Annotated in this window: 19 protein-coding genes; 7 read left to right on the top strand and 12 right to left on the bottom strand. The window is 60.2% G+C overall.

Annotated features, from left to right (window positions below; all coding sequences use genetic code 11):
* Positions 1-329 precede the first annotated feature (329 nt).
* Positions 330-1,640 (bottom strand): aminotransferase class III-fold pyridoxal phosphate-dependent enzyme, encoded by a 1,311-nt coding sequence (locus tag WG29040_RS09975; protein WP_127196090.1) that lies wholly within the window; start codon positions 1,638-1,640, stop codon positions 330-332.
* 191 nt (positions 1,641-1,831) lie between these two features.
* On the opposite strand from WG29040_RS09975, the gene WG29040_RS09980 reads away from it, so the two are divergent.
* The 3 genes from WG29040_RS09980 (at position 1,832) to WG29040_RS24425 (ending at position 4,665) form a co-directional block, all read left to right on the top strand.
* Positions 1,832-2,569: a sulfite exporter TauE/SafE family protein gene (locus WG29040_RS09980; RefSeq protein ID WP_127196091.1), complete on the top strand. Its 738-nt coding sequence runs from the start codon at positions 1,832-1,834 to the stop codon at positions 2,567-2,569.
* A gap of 20 nt (positions 2,570-2,589) precedes the next feature.
* Positions 2,590-3,357, top strand: a complete 768-nt coding sequence (locus WG29040_RS09985) for an SDR family oxidoreductase (RefSeq protein ID WP_127196092.1) — start codon at positions 2,590-2,592, stop codon at positions 3,355-3,357.
* A 324-nt stretch (positions 3,358-3,681) separates the two neighbouring features.
* Positions 3,682-4,665 carry a hypothetical protein gene (locus WG29040_RS24425; RefSeq protein ID WP_177412964.1) on the top strand — a complete coding sequence of 328 codons (984 nt, stop codon included), beginning with the start codon at positions 3,682-3,684 and terminating at the stop codon, positions 4,663-4,665.
* A gap of 126 nt (positions 4,666-4,791) precedes the next feature.
* On the opposite strand, the gene WG29040_RS09995 is transcribed toward WG29040_RS24425, so the two are convergent.
* From WG29040_RS09995 to WG29040_RS10015, 5 genes are all read right to left on the bottom strand, one after another.
* Positions 4,792-6,729 (bottom strand): autotransporter domain-containing protein, encoded by a 1,938-nt coding sequence (locus tag WG29040_RS09995; protein ID WP_127196093.1) that lies wholly within the window; start codon positions 6,727-6,729, stop codon positions 4,792-4,794.
* 1,320 nt (positions 6,730-8,049) lie between these two features.
* On the bottom strand, positions 8,050-10,476 hold the full coding sequence (locus WG29040_RS10000; RefSeq protein WP_127196094.1) for a TonB-dependent receptor: 2,427 nt from the start codon (positions 10,474-10,476) through the stop codon (positions 8,050-8,052).
* Between the two features lie 102 nt (positions 10,477-10,578).
* A complete protein-coding gene (locus WG29040_RS10005) occupies positions 10,579-11,547 on the bottom strand; it encodes a FecR domain-containing protein (RefSeq protein ID WP_010655598.1) in 969 nt (322 codons plus the stop codon).
* Complete coding sequence (locus WG29040_RS10010) at positions 11,544-12,050, bottom strand: sigma-70 family RNA polymerase sigma factor (protein ID WP_003443479.1); 507 nt, start codon at positions 12,048-12,050, stop codon at positions 11,544-11,546. The genes WG29040_RS10005 and WG29040_RS10010 overlap by 4 nt, the downstream gene beginning before the upstream one ends.
* A 788-nt stretch (positions 12,051-12,838) precedes the next feature.
* Complete coding sequence (locus WG29040_RS10015; RefSeq protein ID WP_003443476.1) at positions 12,839-13,726, bottom strand: SDR family oxidoreductase; 888 nt, start codon at positions 13,724-13,726, stop codon at positions 12,839-12,841.
* 116 nt (positions 13,727-13,842) lie between these two features.
* On the opposite strand from WG29040_RS10015, the gene WG29040_RS10020 reads away from it, so the two are divergent.
* Positions 13,843-14,760 (top strand): LysR family transcriptional regulator, encoded by a 918-nt coding sequence (locus WG29040_RS10020; RefSeq protein WP_127196201.1) that lies wholly within the window; start codon positions 13,843-13,845, stop codon positions 14,758-14,760.
* A 26-nt stretch (positions 14,761-14,786) separates the two neighbouring features.
* Here the strand turns inward: WG29040_RS10020 and WG29040_RS10025 are convergent, their stop codons facing one another.
* Positions 14,787-15,239 (bottom strand): Lrp/AsnC family transcriptional regulator, encoded by a 453-nt coding sequence (locus WG29040_RS10025; protein ID WP_029612224.1) that lies wholly within the window; start codon positions 15,237-15,239, stop codon positions 14,787-14,789.
* A 145-nt stretch (positions 15,240-15,384) separates the two neighbouring features.
* Here WG29040_RS10025 and WG29040_RS10030 point away from each other — a divergent pair, with 145 nt between their 5' ends.
* Positions 15,385-16,002, top strand: coding sequence for a LysE family translocator (locus tag WG29040_RS10030; protein WP_127196095.1), 618 nt, complete (start codon positions 15,385-15,387; stop codon positions 16,000-16,002).
* 53 nt (positions 16,003-16,055) lie between these two features.
* A complete protein-coding gene (locus WG29040_RS10035) occupies positions 16,056-16,442 on the top strand; it encodes a cytochrome c family protein (protein WP_003443457.1) in 387 nt (128 codons plus the stop codon).
* Here the strand turns inward: WG29040_RS10035 and WG29040_RS10040 are convergent, their stop codons facing one another.
* Positions 16,443-16,772 (bottom strand): hypothetical protein, encoded by a 330-nt coding sequence (locus WG29040_RS10040; RefSeq protein ID WP_003443445.1) that lies wholly within the window; start codon positions 16,770-16,772, stop codon positions 16,443-16,445.
* A 99-nt stretch (positions 16,773-16,871) separates the two neighbouring features.
* Complete coding sequence (locus tag WG29040_RS10045) at positions 16,872-17,777, bottom strand: LysR family transcriptional regulator (protein ID WP_010655601.1); 906 nt, start codon at positions 17,775-17,777, stop codon at positions 16,872-16,874.
* A gap of 114 nt (positions 17,778-17,891) precedes the next feature.
* On the opposite strand from WG29040_RS10045, the gene argC reads away from it, so the two are divergent.
* Positions 17,892-18,821, top strand: coding sequence for an N-acetyl-gamma-glutamyl-phosphate reductase (gene argC / locus WG29040_RS10050; RefSeq protein WP_127196096.1), 930 nt, complete (start codon positions 17,892-17,894; stop codon positions 18,819-18,821).
* A 55-nt stretch (positions 18,822-18,876) separates the two neighbouring features.
* Here argC and WG29040_RS10055 read toward each other — a convergent pair whose 3' ends face one another.
* The 3 genes from WG29040_RS10055 to WG29040_RS10065 form a co-directional block, all read right to left on the bottom strand.
* Positions 18,877-19,320 carry a type VI secretion system amidase immunity protein Tai4 gene (locus tag WG29040_RS10055; RefSeq protein ID WP_003443442.1) on the bottom strand — a complete coding sequence of 148 codons (444 nt, stop codon included), beginning with the start codon at positions 19,318-19,320 and terminating at the stop codon, positions 18,877-18,879.
* Positions 19,317-19,817, bottom strand: a complete 501-nt coding sequence (locus WG29040_RS10060) for a type VI secretion system amidase effector protein Tae4 (protein ID WP_127196097.1) — start codon at positions 19,815-19,817, stop codon at positions 19,317-19,319. Before WG29040_RS10060 ends, WG29040_RS10055 begins: the two co-directional genes overlap by 4 nt.
* A 121-nt stretch (positions 19,818-19,938) precedes the next feature.
* Positions 19,939-20,229, bottom strand: coding sequence for a hypothetical protein (locus WG29040_RS10065; RefSeq protein WP_127196098.1), 291 nt, complete (start codon positions 20,227-20,229; stop codon positions 19,939-19,941).
* Positions 20,230-20,238: the final 9 nt, after the last annotated feature.

A 20,238-nucleotide genomic window follows, 5' to 3' on the forward strand; every position in this document is an offset into this window, starting at 1 on the left:
GGATTTTATTGCCCATTACAACCACCGGCGTTGTCACTCCGCCTCGAATAACCTGCCGCCAGTTACTTTTGAGGAAATGGCGGCCTAATACTCCTACGCAATGGTCCAAAAAAACTGGACCACTACAAGCTCGCTCCTACAGGGTGGGGGTTACAACTGCTCGCGGCCGAGGGTGTCTTTGAGCACCGCGAACATCGCATCCAGATCCACCCGCGAAGTTGCGGCCGGCGTCATACAGCGCGCCCTGACTGTAGGAGCGAGCTTGCTCGCGAGCTCTTCGTTGCCGGTCTGAAAGGCTCGCGAGCAAGTTCGCTCCTACAGGGTGGGGGTTACAACTGCTCGCGGCCGAGGGTGTCTTTGAGCACCGCGAACATCGCATCCAGATCCACCCGCGAAGTTACCAGCGCCGGGGCGAAGATGATTGCATCACCGGTGGTTTTGACGTGCAGGCCGGCGTCATACAGCGCACGCTGGACCCGCGCGCCCTTGGCCCCTGGGGCTTCGCCAGGGGGCAGCTGAATGCCGCTGAGCAACCCGTAACCACGCAAATCGCTGACCTGGGGCAAGCCGCGCAAAGCGCTCAATGACTCCAGGAAATAAGGCGTCAGCTGCGCGCCTTTATTGAACAAGTCCTCATCACGGTAAATATCCAGCGCCGCCAATGCCGCCGCACAGGCCACCGGGTGCCCTGAGTAGGTATAACCGTGAAACAGCTCCGGCCCGGCGCCTTTGCTGGCGTTGATCACGGTGTCGTAGACCTGCTCGTCGACCGCCACTGCGCCCATCGGGATCGCGCCGTTGGTCAAGGCCTTGGCCATGGTGATGAGGTCGGGCCTGACCTCGAAACTCTGCGCCGCAAACCCTTGCCCGGTACGGCCGAAGCCGGTGATGACTTCATCGAATACCAGCAGGATTGCGTGCTTGTCGCAAATCTCGCGCAGGCGCTTGAGGTAGCCGGCAGGCGGCACATACACGCCGATGGAACCGGCAATCGGCTCAACGAAACACGCGGCTATGCTGTCGCCGCCATGCATGGCGATGATCCGTTCCAGATCGTCTGCCAGGTCTGCACCATGCTGCGGCTCGCCCAATTGATAGCGCTGATTTTCTTGCCAGGTATGACGCATATGACTGACGTGGGGCAGCCCGCCCGCCGCGAATGCCTGACGGTTGCGCATCATCCCGGACAGCGCCACGCCACCGAAATTTACCCCGTGATATGCCCATTCGCGGGACACAAAACGCGTGCGCTGGGCCTCGCCGCGAGCACGGTGATACGCCAGGGCGATTTTCATCGCGCTGTCCACCGACTCGGAGCCGGAGTTGGTGAAAAACACTTTGTTCAGGCCTTCAGGCAGCAGTTCGCTCAAGCGTTCGGCCAGTTCAAAGGACAACGGCGAAGCGCGCTGAAAATGCGGGGTGAAGTCCAGGGTCAGCAACTGTTTGCAAACGGCTTCGGCGATCTCGCTGCGGCCATGGCCGGCGGCACTGCAGAACAGCCCCGAGCTGCCATCGAGCAACGCGCGACCTTCACTATTCCAGTAGTGCACACCCTCGGCGCGGACAAACAATTGCGGGGCCCGCTGGAACTCGCGGTTATCGGTAAAAGGCAGCCATTGGTGATTCAGATTCATCGTCATGCGTATCACTCCTGAGGGGCAGTCCGGGTGTTCCAGTTGCTCGCAGACTAGGCACCGCAACAGCCGGTGACTTAGATCCAGACGGGCTTTTCGATGGAGCCAGTTCTGGCACCATCGAAAGCGCCGGCTGGCTCTAAGCCTGTGGGGGCGTGCTGACTACAGTGGCGCCATCGAGCACCCCGGAGCGGCGCATGAACCCTGAAACGAGTTGGGCCTTGAGCGCTCTCTGTGTGTTGGTGGCAGCGGTGGTACGCGGGCTGACCGGCTTCGGCTTTGCCGCCATCGCGGTGGTCGGGCTGGCGATGCTTGGATCGTTGCAGCAGGCGGTGCCACTGGTGTTGTTCCTGGAGGTCGCATCCAGCGTGATGCTGTTACGCAGTGCCTGGCGCGGGGCCAATTACCCCTTGCTCAGGCGTCTATTGCTGGCGGCGGCCTGCGGTGTGCCTTGCGGGATTTTGCTGTTGACCGGCAGCGACAGCCGCGGGCTGACGCTGGGGGTTTACGGGCTGGTGGGGTTGCTGGCGGTTCTGGGGCTGGCGCGGGTTCGCCTGCCAATGGGCGAGGGGCGGGCGGGGGCCTGGCTGGTGGGTGGCAGCAGCGGCGCGTTGATTGCCGCGTTCAGCATTGGCGGCCCACTGGTGGTGGCGTGGCTCAGCCATTGCGGGCTGCGGGCACAGGTGCTGCGGGCGACGCTGATCATGTTCTTTTTCGCTGTGGATATTGCTGCACTGGCGGGGCTGGCGATGGCCTCGGCTATCCCTTCGGATACAGGCTGGCAAGCGCTGCAGATGTTGCCCGCATTACTGCTCGGGCTGTGGCTGGGCCAGCAATTGTTTTTGCGTATTGAGGCCGAACAGGCTGCCCGTTTTACTCAATGGCTATTGCTGTTACTGGCAGGCACAGGCCTGTTGGGGCGGGCGTGGTCCTGATTTTTTCCAGGGGGAAACTTATGCGATCGAGTGTTTTTATCACGGGTGCCACTTCCGGTTTTGGCGAAGCCTGCGCCAGGCGTTTTGCTGCCGCTGGCTGGGCGCTGGTGCTGACCGGGCGCCGCGCCGAGCGATTACAGGCACTGGCAGATGAACTGGGGGCGCAGACCGAAGTCCTGGCACTGGTGCTCGATGTCCGCGATCGCGACGCCATGCAACAGGCCATCGAGCAACTGCCCCCGGCCTTCAACACCTTGCGCGGTCTGATCAACAACGCCGGTCTGGCCTTGGGCACCACCCCGGCCCAGCAATGTTCGCTGGATGACTGGGACACTATGGTCGACACCAATATCAAGGGCCTGCTGTACAGCACGCGCTTGCTGTTGCCGCGTCTGATTGCCCACGGCGCCGGAGCGGGAATCGTCAATCTGGGTTCGATCGCGGGTAACTGGCCATACCCCGGCAGCCATGTGTATGGCGCGAGCAAAGCCTTTGTCCGGCAGTTTTCCCTGAGCCTGCGTTGTGACCTGCAAGGCACTGGTGTGCGGGTGACCAATCTGGAGCCGGGGTTGTGTGAGAGCGAGTTTTCCCAAGTGCGCTTTGCCGGCGACCAGGCCCGGTATGACGCGTTATACACCGGCGCCCAGGCCATTCAGCCAGCAGATATTGCCGAGACGATTTTCTGGCTGCTCAACCAGCCGGCGCACATCAACATCAATAGCCTTGAACTGATGCCCGTCAGCCAGTCGTGGAGCAACTTTGCAATTGAGCGCGCTCAGGGCACGTGACGCTGGCCCCGGGGGCCATACAGCACTATGCCCAAGAGCCGTTTTGCTACCTGTCCGGCATCAGGAGTTCAACTAGGAAATATCCTAAAGACAGCCAGGAGTCCTTGCCATAGTGTGCCCGCAGGCTGGTTTCATTCAAAAAGCGGCACAGGTGGCAAACCACTCTGGAAGAGTGTTTGCAAACTTACCAGCCCGTCCCGTCAAGGAGGTACTTGCTTCAGTCAGCAGGTGCCGCTGTTGGTTTTTTTATCAATAAACAGCAAAGACATTGACGGATTAATTGCCTGTGAAGTCCTGTCTTATTCCTGGTCGTGGAGATAAAAAATGTACGGATCCCTGGCAGAACAAGTACGTGAAACAGCGCAAACAGAACAATCAAAAGAGGACATGTTATTTGCCATTCTTGCTGGAATGACCGGTGTACATCCGGGAATGTCGGCCATAAACCTTGCACGAAGCTATATGAAAGTCTGTGCCGTCAGCGGGTTGAAGCTCAACCCTTACTTTGTCAAAGACGGCAATTCCCGACCCTCCCCTAAAACCGCAAGAATGCTTGCCAATCGCAATTTCAAGGGGTTGGGTGTTACGTCTACCAGTCTTGGACTGGCTGCATTGGCTCCTGCCATCTCGCCCGTTCCGGCTCCCTTCGCGGCCATCCGTCACGCGTCTGCAACCGCCTCGACCACCCTGCATCTACACCGGCTTTCAAGATTGCTGGCGTCCTGCCAACCATTTGCCGTTGGCGACGAACAGGTCGCCCATGCAATCAAATGGCTGCAACTGGCCATAGAAGTAAAGTTGGTAAAACTGGCATTTCGGGGAACAGAAACCGCATTGTCCACCACCTCGACTCTGCTCTCGTTTACCGGCATCGGGCTGGCTGGAAAGATCCCGATGATCATGATCAGCGTGCAACTTGAACTGGCCAGACAAGGGGTCAGTAATAAATATGCCGCCCTGTGCAAGATCGCGGCAATGGAACTGCAATGGGCCGCATTTCTCGAACAAAACAACAGTAACGCCGGTCTGCCGGAATTCAATTTCAACGCATCATCCCCGGCGGCCATGATCGAAAAACTCGAGCAGAGAAAAATGCTGCTGGGTGCGGCAATAACCGGCCAGGTGCGCAGCAGTGCGCTGGACGCCCGTACCGGCAACACCGGGTTAGGACCGGCAACTCTGATCATTAAAGAAATCATGGCCAAATACACCCTGCAAGGGCAGTTCTGCTCGGGGCACGACTATATGGCCATGATCAATGAGCCCGCAGGCTGGAATGCCATTGCGGCAAAGCTCATGAACATTTAAGACCGGCTTTCCAGGGTGTGTATTCAACCCCCTTGAACGTGCTGGTCATGCCTTGGGTGTCAGGGGTGAAACCCGGCATGGGCCTGCAGGCGCGCAACGCGTTCCTGCAGGCAGTGCGGTGGTGAATCAGAACAGCCATTGAGCGCCGAGGGAGTAGCCGGTCTGGCTGCCCTCATCATTGCCAAGGCGGCCATTGATTTCGGCGTAAAGCCCCAGTTGCGGGGTGATCGCCAACTGGCTGCCGACCTGGGCCCGACCAAAGCTCTTGTCGACGCTGCCCAGTTTTGCCTCTCGGGCTTTTCCGTCCGCGAGGCTGGTCAACAGGATGTCGTCCAGACCTCCGTCACCCATTTCCCTGACCCAGGCAATGTCGCCGTACGGCTGCAGGCTCATGCCGGCCGGCAGGTCGAAACTGCCCCGTACACGCCAGCCGAGGCTGGCCTGCAGGGAGTCGAAACTTTGCTCCTCATAGGTGAGGGCAGTACGCAGCTGCTGTTTTTCGTGAAACTTGTCGATCCGGTAATGGCTGTAATCAAGCCCGGCGAAAGGACCGCTTTTGATTGGGCCGACGTCGAAGTCATAGCCGCCGATCACCCGCGCACCGAGGCTGAGGGCATCGGTTTCACCGGTCTGCTTCTGACTCAGCAGCACCGGGCCGCCGTTGGCCTGGATCAGCAGATTGCGCTTGCTGTCGAAGCTGCTGTGCCCGGCGCTCAGGTCGCCTGCCAGCCATGCCGGGCCGCCGTCGTTGAGCAAGGCATAGAGCGCCGCCTGCCAGCTGTCATTGTCGAGCTTGCCGCCATGTTCCAGCTTGTCGCGGCCATTGAGGTAACTGAGGCTGGCGCCCAGGGTCAGGCTCGGGGTCAATTGATAATCTCCCAAAGCATGCAGGCCCAGTCGACGGCCTTCGTGGAAGGGGCCACTGTCTGCGGTGTACTCGCCATCAATGCCTATTTCGCCATCAAAGGTGCCCGCCTCACGACTGGCAGACTGCAAGGTCAGCCAGCGCCGGTCCAGCAGGTTTACCTGAGTCTGGTGCTGACGTTGCAGGCTGTCCTGCATCGCACGGGCGACGGCCCCGCCAGACGCCGTTGACGCCATGAGGTCGGCATTGGTCAGCTCCAGCACCAGACGGCTGAGCAGGCGCGAATAGTCGCGCAGGCGCTGCTCGATACGTTCCTGGCCAAAGGCATCGGTGAGCACGGTTTCATTGTCTTTTTTGGGATCATGCCAGGTCGCTCCGCCCGGGATTGCCGGGTTGTCGGTCTGGGTGTAGCCGTCCATGTCCCCCAGTTCCCAGTTGGTGGCTTCGACGTAGAGCACCGGAATATTCAGTTTTTCAAAGGATTCGCCATCACTGCAGCAACCGGTGCCGGCAGGATAGGCCGCGTCCAGACCGGGGTTAGTGTGCAGGTCGATATTGAGCTCTTTGGCCAGCTTGAACGCATGTTCGCGCAGTGCCGCCAGCCCCGGGTTGGTCGCACTGTTCTTGCCGGAGTGGGCATACATCATGTCGCCGGTGATCAGGCTGTCGAGGTTGATCATGGCCAGCATGTTGTTCTTCTGGCTGGTACTCAGGCTGTTCACAAAGGCCTTGGATCCTTGCAGGCCTTCTTCTTCGGCGCCAAAGCCGATCACCTGCAGCCCGTACTCCAGCGGCAGGCCGTTGAGATTGCGGGCGATTTCGGTGAGCACGCTGGCGCCCGAACCGTTGTCGTCGACCCCTTGCAGGGCAGGGCGACCGAAGTAGGTATCAAAGTGGGCGCCGACCACCACGTATTGCGGCAGTGTGCCCGGGGCATAAGCCACGACGTTTTGCGAGCTGCGACTGTTGTCGGCGCCCCAGGAAAAATCCTGGCGGGAGATGCTGTAGGCGTCGCCCATCCGGCTTTGCATCCAGTCGGCCGCCCCGGCGAAATTGGCCGTGCCCCTATAGCGGCCCGGGTAGTCATGAATCAGCGTGTCGAGGGTGTCACCAGCGTATTCGCCGTAGTCATGGGCCTGGCCTGATGTTGACAGCAGGGCGCCGGCAACGCTGACAGCGAGTGCGAGAGGTTTGATCACAACGTCTTCCTTGAGTTTTTCTTTTTGGATTGAGGCAATACGTCTAGACCATTTGCATGATGTGCGCCCCTTTATCGACTTCTTGAACAATTGACGCCCAGCGTTAAGGGTTCGTCGCCAATATGTAAAAGAGAACCGGTTTTGAATTGAAACCCAGCGCTGCGGCGGGCCGAGAATGCCCCGCAAGCGGGCAGGCCCTGGTGCAAGTGCTGCGAAAAGTAGCACGTAGATATCGATGCTTATCTGAAGGAGCTGGCTTGAAGACAGCAGCGCCGCCATCGCGGGCAAGCCCGCTCCCACAGGGGGAGGGGCGGGTTGCGATGCTTCTCTGTAGGAGCTGGCTTGCCAGCGAGCTCTGCCTTGAAACCAGTGGCGCTGCCATCGCGGGCAAGCCCGCTCCCACAGTGGGAGCGGGCAGATTGCGATGCCTTTCTGTAGGAGCTGGCTTGCCAGCGAGCTTTGCCTTGAAACCAGCAGTGCTGCCATCGCGGGCAAGCCCGCTCCCACAGGGGGATGGGCGGATTGCGATGCTGCTTTTCTGTAGGAGCTGGCTTGCCAGCGAGCTCTGCCTGAAGTCAGCGGCGCCGCCATCGCGGGCAAGCCCGCTCCCACAGAAGGAGGGGGCGGGTTGCGATGCTTCTCTGTAGGAGCTGGCTTGCCAGCGAGCTTTGCCTTGAAACCAGCAGTGCTGCCATCGCGGGCAAGCCCGCTCCCACAGGGGGAGGGGCGGGTTGCGATGCTTCTCTGTAGGAGCTGGCTTGCCAGCGAGCTTTGCCTTGAAACCAGCAGTGCTGCCATCGCGGGCAAGCCCGCTCCCACAGGGGGAGATGGGCAGATTACGATGCCTTTCTGTAGGAGCTGGCTTGCCAGCGAGCACTGCCTTGAAGACAGCAGCGCTGCCATCGCGGGCAAGCCCGCTCCCACAGAAGGAGGGGCGGGTTACTGTGCTTGTCTGTAGGAGCTGGCTTGCCAGCGAGCTTTGCCTTGAAACCAGCAGTGCTGCCATCGCGGGCAAGCCCGCTCCCACAGGGGGAGGGGCGGATTGCGATGCTGCTTTTCTGTAGGAGCTGGCTTGCCAGCGAGCTCTGCCTGAAGTCAGCGGCGCTGCCATCGCGGGCAAGCCCGCTCCCACAGGAGGAGGGGGCAGATTGCGATGCTGCTTTTCTGTAGGAGCTGGCTTGCCAGCGAGCTCTGGCTTGAAGTCAGCGGCGCTGCCATCGCGGGCAAGCCCGCTCCCACAGAAGGAGGGGGCGGGTTGCGGTGCTTTTCTGTAGGAACTGGCTTGCCAGTAATTCAGGCTGCGAGGTCTGGGATCTGCACTCAGAAATCTGCCTTGAGCGACATCACGAAGTTGCGCGGCTCGCCGTAGAAGTTGCCGAAGCCTTCGGTGCCGACGGTGGCGTAGTAGCGCTTGTCGAACAGGTTGTTGCCGTTAAGTGCCACGGACCAGGTGTCATCGATGCGGTAGCCGATGCGGCTGTTCCAGATCGCATAACCGGCCTGGCTGATGTCGATGCCGCTGATGGGCGAGACCCGGTAGTTGCTGCTCTGGGCATTGACTCCGGCGCCGAGAGTGATGCGGTCCAGTGAACCGTCCAGGGCATAGTCGGCCCACACGCGCAGCAGGTGGCGCGGCACATAGGTGTTGTAGGCCAGACCATCCTGGTCGTCATTGGCATCTTCCAGAACCTTGGTCTGGGTGTAGGTGTAGCCGGCCAGCACTTGCAGGCGCTCAATGACTTCGCCACTGACTTCAGCTTCGAAACCTTGAGCCTGCACCTTGCCGGAGTTCTGTGAGCAAGTACTGTCCGGGCACAGCGGATTGTCCTGGGCCGCGTCTTTCTGAATGGTGCGGAACAGGTTGAAGGAACTGTTCAGGCGCCCGTCGAACCATTCGCCCTTGATCCCCACTTCATAGCTGGTGCCGATCAATGGCTTGAGGGTTTCGCCGTTGAGGGTTTTGTAGCCGCCCTGCGGGGTGAAGATGTCCGTGTAGCTGGCATAGGTGGTCAGGTTGTCGTTGAGGTCGAACAGTACGGCCGCGAATGGGGTGACCTGGCCGGTTTCGGTCGCTCTGGAACTGACTGGCGTGCTTTCGCCCTGGTACCAGGACTCGCTATCGCTGTCGGACTTGTACCAGCTCACGCGGCTACCCAGCACGAAGGTCAGCGGCTCGGTCAGCTTCAGGCGGGCCGTGGAGTAAACACCGTATTGTTTGATCCTCATGTCCATCGGCCCGCCACGTGAGGCATTACTCAGGTAGTAGCTGTCATCAGGTTTGGGCAGGTGATGATCGGGGTTGAGTACATTCTGGCGCTGGGGCAGGACGGCCACGGCGTAAAAGTCATCCTTGTGCGAACGGCTGGCGTTGGCGCCGATGGTCAACTCCTGCTCCAGGCCAAGTGCGTCGAATTTGCCGTTCAGGTAAGCGTCGAAGCCATAGTCGGTCTGGTCATAGTCATAGATGCTGCCCAGCATCAGGGTTTTGGTGCTGGTAGCACCGACCGGTACCGAACCGCTGGGGAACGCGTATTCCATGTCCTGGGTGTTTTTTGAATAGACCCCCGCGACCTTCAGTGACCAGTCGTCATTGAGTTGCTGCTTGAGGTCGCCGAACCAGGTGGTGCGCTTGCTGCGCTGGTTGTTCCAGGCGGTGTTCAGGCAGGTTGAACGTTTGAGTTTCAGGTCGCTGCCATCGGCGTAGCGCGGCAGCCCGCCCCAGCAGGGGGTGGCGTCCACATCTTCATAAGCCAGGCCCACACCGAGGGTGGTATCGGGGCTCAGGTCAAAATCCAGGGCGCCATAGTAGATCTGGTCTTTGCGTGCGCCGATGTCATAGAAATACTGCCGGGTCTGTTGGGTGAGCACCGCCCGGCCGCGCAGGGTGCCGGAATCATTTAAAGGGCCGCCGGTATCAACCTGACCCCGATAGTTGTCCCAGGTGCCTGCAGACAGTGACAGCTGGGTGTGAGGGGTGGATTCGCCGCGTTTGCGGATGAAGTTCACCGCCCCGGCCGTGCCGCCCGCGCCTTTCATCATGCCTGCGGCACCGCGCAGTACCTCGATCCGGTCGTAGATCGCCATGTCGCTGTTGAAGCTGTCGGCCTGGACGTAGCTGCTGCCGATGTCCAGCGGCACGCCGTCGTACTGGTACTGGCCGGTCATGCGAAAGCCCCGGGAGTAGAAGTACTTGCCACCCATGGGCGAGTCATAAACGGTAATGCCCGGAGTCTTTTCCATGACCTGTTCAATGGTGTTCAGGTTCTGGTCATCGAGCATTTTGCGGGTAATGACGGTAACCGATTGCGGGGTCTCTTTAAGGCTGTGTGAACCCTTGCCGATGGTCACCGCCTGTGCGGTGTAGGAGCCAGAGCCTTCGGTGGTGGCGTCGGTGCTGCGCTCGGTGATGCTGGTGACCCCCAGTTGCAATGCTTCGCCGGTTTGCGGTGCCGGTTCGACACTGAAGTTGCCTTGCCCGGTGATACGCAATTGCAAACCGCTGCCCCGCAGGGCGGCCTCCATGGCCTGTTCGGGCGACATGTGGCCGATCACCGCCGGTGCCTGTTTGCCCTGCACCAGCGCGGGTTCCAGCGACACGATCTGGCCGCTCTGACTGGCGATGGTGTTAAGGGTACTGGCCAGGTTGCCGGCCGGCAGATTGAAGCTCAGGTCTTGCGCCAGGGTAGGACTGGCCATGGTTGCCAGAGCAACGGCGAGGCAAAGGGTGTGGGGCCACGGGTTGAGCACGGCATTCTCCTGATCGTGTGAAAGTCTCAGGAGATAGGTGCGCCGAGAAAACAAAACCGGACACCGATGCGAACAATTATCAAAAAAAACTTTCCACGGCCGTTATACCGCCCCGATCAGAGTCAGCCATGGACTGTAACGATCCACACGAATTGGCAGGGTTTCAGCCAGTGCGGTGAAGGCCCGGTCGGGATCGTTGAGCGGGTACACACCCTGCACCCGCAGCCCGCGAACCTGGGGAGCAACCCGCACCAAACCACGGGTGTAAGGGCGCAGGGCCGCGACCACTTGCTCCAGAGGATCGTCCAGCACGTTCAGTTTGCCGTTAAGCCAGTCAGCGCGACGGCGCTGGTCACCCTCCACAGGGACGATTTGCCTGGCATACAGCAGGGCCGACTGACCTTCGTCCAGATTCAGGGACATGCCGTTGAACAGCTGTGCCTGCACGGAGTGTTGCAGCACCACCACCCGGCTTGCTGCAGGCTCCTGAGCCACCAGGAAGCGACTTGCCGAGGCGCGGATTTCACCTTCTGCGGTGCGTACGCAAAAGGGCCGGCCCGCATCCGCGGCCACCTCAATCACCAGCTCGCCGTGACGCAGAATCAGCAGCCGTTGCCGGTTATCGAACCTCAGGTCCACGGCGCTGTTGGCGTTCAGGCGCAGGCGGCTGCCGTCAGCCAGGTTGAAGTCCTGGCGCTGACCACGGCCGGTGGACAGATCGGCCAGCAGCGAATTACCCATCGGGCTGCGCGCGCCTAGCCACAAACCGCCACCGAGCAGGCCCAGACCGGCAATAGCGCGCAGCGTGTCGCGCCGGGTTGTGTGGGGTTGCAAGAGCAACTGACGGGCTTCACCGGCTTGTCCGGGCAGCCGATCATCCAGTGAACGCAGAGGGCTGAAGGAGCCGCTGAGGCGCTGCTGCAATTTGTCCCAGGCCTGAGCATGTGCGGGGTCTTTGGCCAGCCAGGCGTTGAAGCGCTCTTGCAGCATTGCGTCGGGAGTGCCGGCGCGCAGTTGCACCATCCAGTCGATGGTCTGTTCGCTCACAGGGTCCAGCCGCTGCTTGCTCACAGGCCGGCCTCGCTCAGGTAACACTGGCGCAATGCCTGTTTCATGTAGCGGCTGACCGTGCGTTCGGACAGCCCCAGTTTTTGCGCAATTGCCACGTAACTCAGGCCGTCCAGCTGGCTGTAAAGAAAGGTGGCTTTGACGATCATCGGCAAACCGTCGATCGCCCTGTCGATGGCAACCAGAGCTTCGATCAACTGCAACTGTTCTTCGGGGGACGGCGCCACGGCCTCGGGCAGCAAGGCCAGGCGATCGAGATAGGCGGTTTCCAGTTTGCGCCGACGGTGACGGTCGAAAATCAGGCGCCGGGCAATGGTGGACAGGTAGGCCCGGGGCTGCTCAATGCTGTCCGGATCTACCCGCGCCGCCAGCATCTGGCAAAAGGTATCGGCGGCGGTGTCCTCTGCGTCGGCGTGATTACGCAGGCGGCGCTGAATATGTTGCAGCAGCCAGCGATGGTGGCTGCTGAAAAAGAAGCCCAGTTTTTGGGTCGCGAGAGGGTGCACCGGTCGGGTTTCCAGATGTGAGTGCGAATAGTTCTCAATATTAGCGGCCACATGATGGCCACTGCAATCGCAGACTTCTGTCAGGCAATCCAGAAATGGGTTGAGGGGGTGATTCAGGCTGCGATGCTTATCTGTAGGAGCTGGCTTGCCAGCGAGCTCGGCCTTGAAGACAGCGGCGCTGCCATCGCGGGCAAGCCCGCTCCCACAGGGGGATGGGCAGATTACGATGCCTTTCTGTAGGAGCTGGCTTGCCAGCGAGCTTTGCCTTGAAACCTGCGGCGCTACCATCGCGGGCAAGCCCGCTCCCACAGGGGGAGGGGGCAGATTGCGATGCTGCTTTTCTGTAGGAGCTGGCTTGCCAGCGAGCTCTGGCTTGAAGTCAGTGGCGCTACCATCGCGGGCAAGCCCGCTCCCACAGGGGGATGGGCGGATTGCGGTGCTTTTCTGTAGGAGCTGGCTTGCCAGCGAGCTCTGCTTTGAAGACAGCAGCGCTGCCATCGCGGGCAAGCCCGCTCCCACAGGAGGAGGGGACAGATTGCGATGCTTTCTGTAGGAGCTGGCTTGCCAGCGAGCTCTGCCTGAAGTCAGCGGCGCCGCCATCGCGGGCAAGCCCGCTCCCACAGGAGGAGGGGGCAGATTGCGATGTTTTTCTGTAGGAGCTGGCTTGCCAGCGAGCTCTGGCTTGAAGTCAGCGGCGCTGCCATCGCGGGCAAGCCCGCTTCCACAGGGGGGGAGGGGCAGATTGCGGTGCCAGCGAGCTTCGATCTGAATTCAGGGGGGCGAGGTGCTCAATAGGCAAAAGCGCTGCGGTGCTTTTGCACGAAATCTTCCCAGGTCACGGGCTGGCGGCCGGTGATGGCGGGGAAGTTGTCGAAGGTCTCTTCAACCCCGGGAATCTGCCGGGCCGCCATGCGCGTGAAGTTGTCGTGCACGCAGGTCATGTAGGCCATTTCGGCTCCGGCCGCGCGCATGTTTTCCAGAAATACGTCAGGTGACTTCGCGTCGTAACGGAACGGCTGGCCCAGGACTCGGGTCATGATGGCGGCGATGTCGCCGTAGGACTGCACGTCGTAGCCCAGGCGGTAGGTCTTGCCGGCATGTTTGTGCGGGTGCAGCAAGGTTTGTGCGGCGACACGGGCGACGTCTTCGCCATCCACCCAGCTGAAACGTGCATCGCCGGTGTATTGCTCGATAACCCCCGCTTTCACTGCCTGGGTGCCGTCGTAGCTGAGCAGGTTCTGCATGAAGCATTCAGGGCGCAGGTGGGTGAACGAAAAGCCTGACCACTCGATGTAGCGTTCCACGAACTGGTGCCAGGCCCAGTGTCCGATGGTGGTGTCGTCCCGTCCGCAGGCACCCAGGTGAACGATGTGTTGCACGCCGGCTTTTTTCGCCTGGTCCACGAAGGCTTTGCTCTGGCGCAGCATGTCCACGGTGTAGCCCGTCACCAGAAACGCGCGATCGATACCTTGCAGGGCAGGGGCCAGGGTGTGTTCCTTGTCGAAATCCATAATCACCGTGCGAATGCCTTGGGCCTCGAAGGGTTTGGCCTTGGCCGGTGAACGGACGGCGGCCACCAGGGTGATGCTGTCGTCGGCCAGCAGGTTGCGCAGGGTGTCGCCGCCGATCTGGCCGGTGGCACCGGTGATCAGCACCGTTGGTTTTTGCGGGGTCATGGGAGCGCCTGTAGGTTGAGGAGTGGCATGGGCTCCAGTTTACTGGGGAAAAACGGTCGTATTTACGATACCTTTTACCGAATGACATGAATTCAGTTCACGAATACGAGGCGGGTATGTTTACTTCCGAGCGCCTGAAGGGCATCGATGTGTTTGTCTGCGTGACCGAAGCCGGCAGCTTCAAAGCTGCTGCCGAGCGCCTGAACCTGAGCCCTTCGGCCATCAGCAAAGGCATCGCCCGACTGGAAAGCCGGCTGGAGGTGCGCCTGTTCAATCGCACCACCCGGCGTTTGTCGTTGACCGATGCCGGGGCCGCGTTCTATCGGACCTGTACCGGGGTGCTGGCCGAACTGGAAGAGGCCGAGTTGTCCATGCAGGCGGAAAATACCGAGCCGCGGGGCCGGCTGCGAATTGACCTGCCGGCAGCGTTCGGGCGTCTGCAGGCGTTGCCGGTGGTGCTGAAATTTGTGCAGCAACATGCGCTGTTGCTGCCGTACATTTCGTTTTCGGACCGCTTTATCGACCCGGTTGAAGAGGGGGTTGATATCGTCGTCCGGGTCGGTGGTTCGGATGTCTGGCCCGGTGCACTGGGGCATCGTTACCTGGGACGTGAGCGGCATGTGTTCTGCGCCGCCCCGGCTTACCTGAAGATTCACGGTACGCCGGTGACGGACCGCGACCTGGAGCATCATCAGTGTGTTGCCTATGGCCGGGCCGATGGCACGGTCAGCCCCTGGAGTTTTTCCGGCAATCGGCCCGGTGAGACCGAGCGCCGGGTGATGCCGGCCAAATACATCGTCGGTGATGGCGAAGGGCAGGTCATGACGGTGCTGGCGGGTTGCGGCATTGCGCAATTACCGACCTGGCTGATCAAGCAACAGCTGGCCGACGGGTCTTTGGTGCAGGTGCTGCCGCATCTGGCCAGCGACGGCCTGGCGATCAATCTGGTGTGGCCGAAAAGCCGCCAGGCTTTACCCAAAGTCAGCGCTTTGCTGGATGCCCTGGCGGCCGGGCTGATGCCCCTCGACCGGTAATGGCGGCAGCGACTACCGGTTTTCGGCTACAGCGGCAGCACCCTGTCGTGGATCACGCTTTTCATCACCAGGGTCGAGACCAGCCGTTGTACGTTGGGCAGCGAGGTCAGGCGCTCGTCGTACAGCTGCTGAAAGGCCTGCAGGTCTTTGGCGATCACTTGCAGCAGGTAGTCCGGGTCGCCGAACAGTCTTTGCGCTTCGATAATCTGTGGAATCTGCGGCAAGGCCGCCTCGAAGTCGGCGACGGCCTGGCGGGTCACTTCGCGCAACGTCACAAACACAATCGCAGAAAAGCCCAGGCCCAGTTCTTTCGGCGCCAGCAGGGCCCGATAGCCCAAAATCACCCCCGACTCTTCCAGAGCCCGCACCCGCCGATGACAGGGCGAGAGGCTCAGCCCGACCCGGTCCGCCAGTTCGGTGAGAGAAAGACGGCCGTCCCCATGCAGCTCCGCGAGAATCTTTCGATCAATTCGATCCACCTGGAAGAACCTTCTAATATGGTCGCTAATGATTGGGATAAACGAAAGATAATCCTATCAGCAAATCTCTAATCTTCTACTGAGCGCATTCGCTTCATTCGGCGCATTGCACAATCCCCCCGGCTTCGTAGAAGGCAGACACTCCGTGACTCTCAGCATCCTGGCCGCCTTTTGGGCGGTGTCGTTCCTGTTCATCATCACCCCCGGTGCCGACTGGGCTTACGCGATTTCAGCCGGTATTCGCGGCCGCCGGGTTGCGCCTGCGGTCGCGGGCCTGCTCTCGGGCCACGTGCTGGCGACCCTGGTTGTGGCTGCAGGGGTCGGCGCGTTACTGGCCAGGAGTCCGTTGATCATGTCGCTGCTCACCCTCGGCGGGGCCCTGTATTTGCTGTGGCTGGGCATCAGCATGATTCGCCAGCCGTCCACCCCCGAGGCCGGGCAGATGCAGGTGGCGGATTCATGGTTTCGCTGGGCCTGGAAGGGCACGTGCGTCAGTGGCATGAACCCCAAGGTATTTCTGCTGTTTCTGGCCCTGTTGCCGCAATTCACCGACCCGTTATCGACGTGGCCGATCCCGGCGCAAATCATCGCCCTGGGTTCATTGCATGCGGTGAGTTGCGCAGTGGTTTATCTGCTGGTGGGGTTCAGCGCCCAGGCGGTATTGCAGACCCGGCCGGGGGCGGCGAAAAAGGTCAGCCGGGTGTCCGGGACGGTGATGATCCTTATCGCGCTGGGACTGCTGGCGGAGCAGGTTTTGCGTTGAGCCTGTAAGATTGCCGGCGAGCCCGACCCTGACCCCGGAGTGTGGAACCGCCCATGAAACAAACAGCATTACTGAGCCTGGCCCTGATCCTCGCAACCGGATTCACCGGCACCGCTGTGGCGGCCGGGGATGCCGAGGCGGGAGCCAGACTGTTCAGCAAAACCTGTGGCGGCTGTCACAGCATTGGCGAAAACGCCCGGGGCGGGTTCGGGCCGCAGCTCAACGGCATAATCGGCCGGCCAGCCGGGACCACGGCGGACTACCAGTACTCCGAGGCGATGAAAAACTCGGGTGTGGTGTGGACGCGGGACAAACTGGCCGCGTACATCGAAGCCCCGAAGAAAGTGGTGAGCGGTACGCGGATGATTTTCTGGGGCATCAGTGACCCCGAGAAGATCGACAATTTGCTGGCGTACCTTGAGACCTTTCAGGGGCAGTGATCACTGAATATCTTTGAGGTAGTCCCTGAGGGTCAGCAGCGGGGCGTCGAGTTGTTCCAGCGTGCGGGCGTTTTTCACATCCAGGGACAGGCGCTCGAGCTCGCGGCCCATTGGCTTGTCGGTGCCGCCCAGGGCGTTCAGGGCCAGGCCCAGGCAGGCATCGAGCTTGGCTTGAATGGCGCCGATATCGCCCTTGCGCACCAGCAGGGCAAAGACCTCGCGCTCGTAGTCCGCCATGACCAGGTCGTCACGCAATATCGGGCTTGAGCCTTCGGTCTCGTAGGCCAGTTTCAGCGCGAAAAGGGCGACTGTTTCCAGTGGCAATTCCATGAAGCGGGTTCCTGTGCTGTGGAGCGGGGCGGCGATCATCGCTGTTCTGCCGGCGAAAAAAAAGCCTTGGCCCTGCGCACCCCTGAAACGGGCAGGCCCTCAGGGTGCGCCAGCCTCGGCCGGCTGCGAGCTTAGCCCCCACAACACATCCAGCACATGTTGCGTGGCCCGCTCCACATCGCCGTCACGGTGGGCAATCCCCAGTTGGCGCCACAACAGGGGCTGTAACGGGCGCATGGCGATCCGGCTGTCAGGCAGCGGGGTGCAGGCTTCATGGGGCAACAACGTGGCCCCATAACCGGCCGCCACCAGGCTTTTGATTGCATCGTTGTAGTTCAGTTGAATACGCGCTGCGGGCTGGTGCCCATCGCTGGCGAACCACTCCGCGGTGAGGCGTGAAAGCCGGGTGGTGTTGTCATTCAGGATCAAGGGCTGCGCTGCCAGCCAGGCGGGGGTCACTACCTGCGGGCATTCCCCGCGCGCCGGCAGGAAGGCCATGACCGGGTCGCGCCGCCAGGGCTTGATCCGCAATTGTTTGACCGGGGTCTGTGGCAGCGCCACCAGGCCGATTTCCAGAGAGCCTTCGGCCAGCCTGTGCAAGGTTTCCCGGGAGGTGAGCACGGCGACCTGCACATCGATAGCGGGATGATGTTGGCTCAAGGTCTCCAGCGCTTGCGGCAGCAACTGGGCGATGGCCCCGGTGGAGGCTCCCAGCCGCACGCGTCCGGCCAGCCCCTGCACCTGTCGCTGCACGTCCTCAAGGGCCTGCTGCGCATCTGCCAGCAGACGCCGCGCGCGTTCCACCAGGGTGGCGCCAATCGCCGATGGCTGGACCCGGCCCCGGCTGCGGGATAACAGCCTGGCGCCTACTCGCGATTCCAGGTCGGCGATATGCAAACTGACCGTGGGCGGGGCCAGGTTCAGCACCCGGGCCGCCTCGGCAAACGAGCCCAGGTCGGCAATAGCCACCAGCGTGCGCAGCCGGTCCAGGCTGATTTCGCGCATGGATCATTCCTTGTTCAGAAAAACTGAAGTTAATCGTTTGGAAATTCAACTTTTCCTATCTTAGCCCCTCGCTGAAGATTGCCGCTCCTGATTTCCTGAGTTCGAGAGCATTCCATGGCAAGTCCTCTGATCTTCATCGACGGCGACCAAGGCACCACCGGGTTGCAAATTCATCAACGGCTACGGGATCGCCCCGACCTGCGTTTGATCAAGCTCGATCCCGAGCATCGCAAGGATGCCCGGCGTCGCGCCGAAATCATCAACGCCTGCGACATCGCGATTCTGTGCTTGCCCGATGACGCGGCACGGGACGCTGTAACCAGCATCGAAAACCCTGGCGTACGGGTAATCGACGCAAGCTCGGCGCACCGTTCCGATCCGCACTGGACCTATGGTTTCGCCGAGATGAACCCGCAACAGGCCCGGCGTATTGCCACGGCGCGGCGGGTCAGTAACCCGGGTTGTTATCCCACCGGGGCAATAGGGCTGCTGCGTCCGCTACTGGAGGCCGGTTTACTGCCTGGGGACTACCCGCTGACCATTAATGCCGTGTCGGGTTATTCCGGAAAGGGGCGGGCCGCAGTGGAGGAGTTTGAAGGGAAGGGTGCCACCACAGGGGCAGCATTCCAGGTGTATGGCCTGGGGCTGGCGCACAAACATGTGGCGGAGATCCAGCAGCAAAGCGGCCTGCTGCAGCGGCCGGTATTTATCCCGGCCTATGGTGCTTTTCGCCAGGGCATCGTGCTGACCATACCTTTGCAACTGCGCTTGCTGGCGCCGGGGGTGGACGGGTTGCGGTTGCACGAATGCCTTGTGCAGCACTACGCCGCTGCGGCCCATGTTCAGGTGATGGCGCTGCAGGAGGCCAAAGCCTTGACCGGCCTTGATCCGCAGTCGCTGAACGGGACTGATGATTTGCAATTGGTGGTGTGTGAAAACCAGCAGACCGGCCAGGTACTGCTGGCTGCCGTATTCGACAACCTAGGCAAGGGCGCTGCCGGAGCGGCGGTGCAGAACCTGGATTTGATGATGGCCGGGGACTAACGGAGGTTACCTGCAACTATTTTACGAGAGCGGAATGATCAACCCGGTGTCTGGATCACAGATTATCCTTCCTGTATTTATGCCCGGGATTGATTACCAGGTCTTTCGTCTGTTCGTCCAGTTCGCTGCTGTGATAGAGGTCCAGACATTTCAGAAAGTCGAAACGTACATCCTTGATTTCCGGTTCGACTAACGGGTTGTGGTAATTGCGCGCCAAATAACTATCGACCAGGGACTTGATAGCATCTGGCGCCCTTTCCAAGTCGTATTCGGTCCAGTCGCGTAATGCACTCACACTACTGCCGGCATCAATAGCAGCACTCTTGTCATTTTGGTAGGCGTTCGCGACACAGGTGGCCAGGATCATGTCTTTATAGTTCTGGGCATGGGGACGTGCCCCAGCGCCAGGAAAGCTAAACTGGCTGTTCTGTGCATGGCAAACTGACAGATAGAGGGCCAGGGCCGAAACAGTCAGGCCACCTCTCCAGATTATGTTCATGGCAAATTCCAAAAGTTAGCGCGGTCGGTGCTGTATCTCGCTTCTGGTTCATTGAAGTAACACTGGTCGTAGCAGATATTGCCATCGAATAGTGTTGCGTGGCCTTGAGCATCTGACCAGCCTGTAACTTCAAACAGGATCAGCCCCTTTCTACCGGCAAGGGATCCTCCACCAGTGGGCGGGTATTCCAGGATATCAGGTTGCCCCCAACGCTCCTCGAGGAATGCAACAAGATTCCTTACCCGGAAAAAATATTGGCGATTGTCCGCTCCTGATACTGTCTGTCCTGGAGTTTTTGGAATGTTCATGCCAGATTGATTCAAAATATAACTAATTCGAACGGCACAGGTATTACTCCAGCGCTGCTGGGGTATGGGGTTGTTGATATTCTTTTCAACATATCCACCAATTATTTGTGCAACTTTTGCGCCGGAGTTGACAGGGTCGTAAATTCGCTGTGAAGCAGCCCAGGCAACAGAGAAAAAAGGTCGAGTCATTTGTTATCCTTGGTTTTTATTTGGTCAAGCCATGCGCAATGGCAATAGCTTTGTTCATTGAGGAAGAACCCTGTGTCGGCCGCTATTTATTGTTATGTAACCAGTAGATTCGGAGTCTAAATCAGCGGGATTTAACTTTATGTCGGTCCTTGTTTTCAACGCTTATGGTGGCGATGTATTTAAAGTTAAAGTCCATAGCGCTACTTGGCTTTCTGTCGGGTAAAGACATCCGCTGCGAATAACTCACTCTCTGCGCAATATGTAGAACAGCATTTCCAGGTGTGAATAAGCCATACATCAGGCTGATCCTATCTTTGGCTCGCTGTTGCTTTGTGCAGGGCGAATTGTCAAGTGTGCGCAGAGTTTCAGGGGCGAGTGGGTGGGGATAAAGCGCGGGCAGCGATCCATTCATGTTGTTGCT

The organism is Pseudomonas sp. PAMC 29040, from assembly GCF_003994535.1.
Classification (GTDB): domain Bacteria; phylum Pseudomonadota; class Gammaproteobacteria; order Pseudomonadales; family Pseudomonadaceae; genus Aquipseudomonas; species Aquipseudomonas paraversuta.

What these genes read in the sequence shown, in the direction of transcription:
- WG29040_RS09975 (WP_127196090.1), bottom strand. Translation starts at nt 1,640, where the DNA reads ATGACGATGAATCTGAATCACCAATGGCTGCCTTTTACCGATAACCGC.
- WG29040_RS09980 (WP_127196091.1), top strand. Translation starts at nt 1,832, where the DNA reads ATGAACCCTGAAACGAGTTGGGCCTTGAGCGCTCTCTGTGTGTTGGTG.
- WG29040_RS09985 (WP_127196092.1), top strand. Translation starts at nt 2,590, where the DNA reads ATGCGATCGAGTGTTTTTATCACGGGTGCCACTTCCGGTTTTGGCGAA.
- WG29040_RS24425 (WP_177412964.1), top strand. Translation starts at nt 3,682, where the DNA reads ATGTACGGATCCCTGGCAGAACAAGTACGTGAAACAGCGCAAACAGAA.
- WG29040_RS10015 (WP_003443476.1), bottom strand. Translation starts at nt 13,726, where the DNA reads ATGACCCCGCAAAAACCAACGGTGCTGATCACCGGTGCCACCGGCCAG.
- WG29040_RS10020 (WP_127196201.1), top strand. Translation starts at nt 13,843, where the DNA reads ATGTTTACTTCCGAGCGCCTGAAGGGCATCGATGTGTTTGTCTGCGTG.
- WG29040_RS10035 (WP_003443457.1), top strand. Translation starts at nt 16,056, where the DNA reads ATGAAACAAACAGCATTACTGAGCCTGGCCCTGATCCTCGCAACCGGA.
- WG29040_RS10040 (WP_003443445.1), bottom strand. Translation starts at nt 16,772, where the DNA reads ATGGAATTGCCACTGGAAACAGTCGCCCTTTTCGCGCTGAAACTGGCC.
- WG29040_RS10045 (WP_010655601.1), bottom strand. Translation starts at nt 17,777, where the DNA reads ATGCGCGAAATCAGCCTGGACCGGCTGCGCACGCTGGTGGCTATTGCC.
- argC (WP_127196096.1), top strand. Translation starts at nt 17,892, where the DNA reads ATGGCAAGTCCTCTGATCTTCATCGACGGCGACCAAGGCACCACCGGG.
- WG29040_RS10055 (WP_003443442.1), bottom strand. Translation starts at nt 19,320, where the DNA reads ATGAACATAATCTGGAGAGGTGGCCTGACTGTTTCGGCCCTGGCCCTC.
- WG29040_RS10060 (WP_127196097.1), bottom strand. Translation starts at nt 19,817, where the DNA reads ATGACTCGACCTTTTTTCTCTGTTGCCTGGGCTGCTTCACAGCGAATT.
- WG29040_RS10065 (WP_127196098.1), bottom strand. Translation starts at nt 20,229, where the DNA reads ATGAATGGATCGCTGCCCGCGCTTTATCCCCACCCACTCGCCCCTGAA.